The organism is Microbacterium sp. (assembly GCF_030149085.1).
In the GTDB taxonomy this organism is placed as follows: domain Bacteria; phylum Actinomycetota; class Actinomycetes; order Actinomycetales; family Microbacteriaceae; genus Microbacterium.
In genome coordinates this window covers 1-1,745 of the sequence record NZ_JASBSF010000396.1, presented here as the reverse complement: position 1 = coordinate 1,745, position 1,745 = coordinate 1, and the positions used below count along the sequence as shown (strand labels likewise).

General features: G+C 65.0%; 3 protein-coding genes. All 3 read right to left on the bottom strand.

From position 1 onward, the window contains the following. Positions 1–240 (bottom strand): hypothetical protein (locus tag Q1V87_RS15655; protein ID WP_300594976.1); only part of this gene is annotated, 240 nt, incomplete at its 3' end. Positions 241–394: 154 nt separating this feature from the next. Next, positions 395–1,423, bottom strand: coding sequence for a quinone-dependent dihydroorotate dehydrogenase (locus Q1V87_RS15650; RefSeq protein WP_300594973.1), 1,029 nt, complete (start codon positions 1,421–1,423; stop codon positions 395–397). A gap of 3 nt (positions 1,424–1,426) precedes the next feature. Next, positions 1,427–1,745 (bottom strand): ATP cone domain-containing protein (locus Q1V87_RS15645; protein WP_300594970.1); only part of this gene is annotated, 319 nt, incomplete at its 5' end.

Here is a 1,745-nt window from a genome sequence, read left to right as displayed (position 1 = left end):
CTCGCCCATGTCGTCCTGGTCGACCGTGAGTCCGTGGAAGAGCACTCCCCCGTCCGGGACCTCGGCCCGCGCGAACTGACGGATGATCTCGACGGTCTCGGGGTCGGCTGCATCGAAAGCCGCCTTGGCATCGGCGAGCAGGTCCTCGAAGGCTGCGTCATCGGAGTAGATTCCCCGACGGCCGCGGGCGACATCGATGAAGATCGCGGCGACTTCGGGCTTGATGTGACGTTCGATCACAGAGGTTCCTTCCCATGGCGCGACTGCCGCGCTGAAGCACTCGACGACGCGAATGCCGGTGTTGTGCTGTCGGGAGTATATCCGAGGAGGTTCCTCGGATCCCGGATGAAGTTAGGGTTTCCTAAGTCTTTTCGAGATGGTGTGCCGCTGACCCTCATCGGCGGACAAGACCCCGATTGATCTGTCGCGCCCAGAGCGGGCCGCGGTACAAAAAGCCGGTGTATCCCTGAACCAGGGTTGCGCCGGCATCCAACCTCTCACGCACGTCGTCGGCAGTCTCGACACCGCCCGCAGAGATGACGCAGAAGCTGTCGGGCACGAGAGAACGAACGAGCCGCAGCACCTCCAAGGCCCGCGGAGCCAGCGGCTTGCCCGACAGTCCACCGGCGCCCGCGGCGGCGATGACCGCCTCGTCGGTCACGAGCCCCAGGCCCTCACGCGCGATCGTCGTGTTGGTCGCGACGATACCTTGCAGGCCGAGCTCAAGAGCCAGGGCTGTGATGTCACGGATGTCATCGTCGGAGAGGTCAGGCGCGATCTTCACGAGCAGCGGGGTGTCCTCGGCAGCATCCTGCACCGCGCTCAGCAGGGGCCGCAGCGACTCGACGGCCTGCAGGCTCCGCAGACCCGGGGTGTTCGGCGACGACACGTTGACGACGAGGTAGTCGGCGACGGGCGCGAGCAGGCGCGTACTCGTGACGTAATCGACGACGGCGTTCTCGACATCCACGATGCGGCTCTTGCCGATATTGACGCCCAGAACCGTGCGGTGACGCCGACGACGGGCACGCTCGAGCCGAGCGGCCGCGGCGTACGACCCTCGATTGTTGAAACCCATCCGGTTGATGACGGCGCGATCGGGAATGAGGCGGAACAGACGCGGCCTCGGGTTTCCCGACTGCGGAATCGCGGTCAGCGTCCCCACCTCGACGTGACCGAAACCGAGAGCATGTAGGCCGTCGACGCCCACGGCATCCTTATCGAACCCGGCTGCCACGCCGAAGGGCGCGTCGAAAGTCAATCCGAGCGTCTGCACGCGCAGCAACGGATCAGGCTTCGTGAGGGCTCGTGCCACCCACGAGAACGGCGGAAAGCCGAGCAGCCGGATGACGAGCATCGCCGAATGGTGCGCTGCCTCGGGGTCCATCTTCGAGAGGAACGTGCGAAACAGCCACGGGTACATGGATTACTCCTCGGGGTCGGATGCCAGGCGTTGATGATCCGCGCGCAACTGTGCGATCGCCGACTCAAAATCCTCCAACGTATCGAACGCCTGATAGACGCTCGCGAACCGGAGATAAGCAATCTGATCGAGTTCCCGGAGTGGACCGAGGATCGCCAGGCCGATCTCGTTCGTGTCGACCTGCGACGAACCGGTCTGCCGGACCGCCTCCTCGACGGTTTGCGCCAGGACGGCAAGGTCACCCTCGGTCACCGGGCGCCCCTGGCACGCCTTGCGCACACCCGACATGACCTTCTCGCGGCTGAAGGGTTCGATCACACCC